The organism is Erwinia sp. PME.40.26/001, from assembly GCF_055556675.1.
The window spans coordinates 1-228 of record NZ_JBVHNP010000492.1 but is presented as its reverse complement, the minus strand read 5'-3'; the positions used below and the strand labels follow the sequence as shown (position 1 = coordinate 228).

The window sequence follows — 228 nt, the reverse complement described above, 5'->3', positions numbered from 1 at the left end:
CGATTTAAGGCTTCGATGGTGCATCTTGCCGCAGCCGCCAACTTAAAGGTCCGCTCGGCTCATACAGCCAATAGTATTGGCTGACCATCTGCTTTGCGCGGGTGAGCTGAAACGACAGGCCGGCAACGGCCATGAGAAGCAGGGTTTCCACGAAGTAGGTCCGTGGCAGCAGCAAGGTTTCGTTGAAAAGCGCGAAATGGATAAATCTGACCGCAAATCCCATCGGGA

Annotated in this window: 1 protein-coding gene; it reads right to left on the bottom strand. The window is 54.4% G+C overall.

Features of this window, described 5'->3' with window-relative positions; all coding sequences use genetic code 11:
• Nucleotides 1-4: 4 nt before the first annotated feature.
• On the bottom strand, nucleotides 5-228 hold a 224-nt coding region (locus tag ACZ3HG_RS25105), incomplete at its 5' end, for a DUF6867 family protein (protein WP_465335297.1).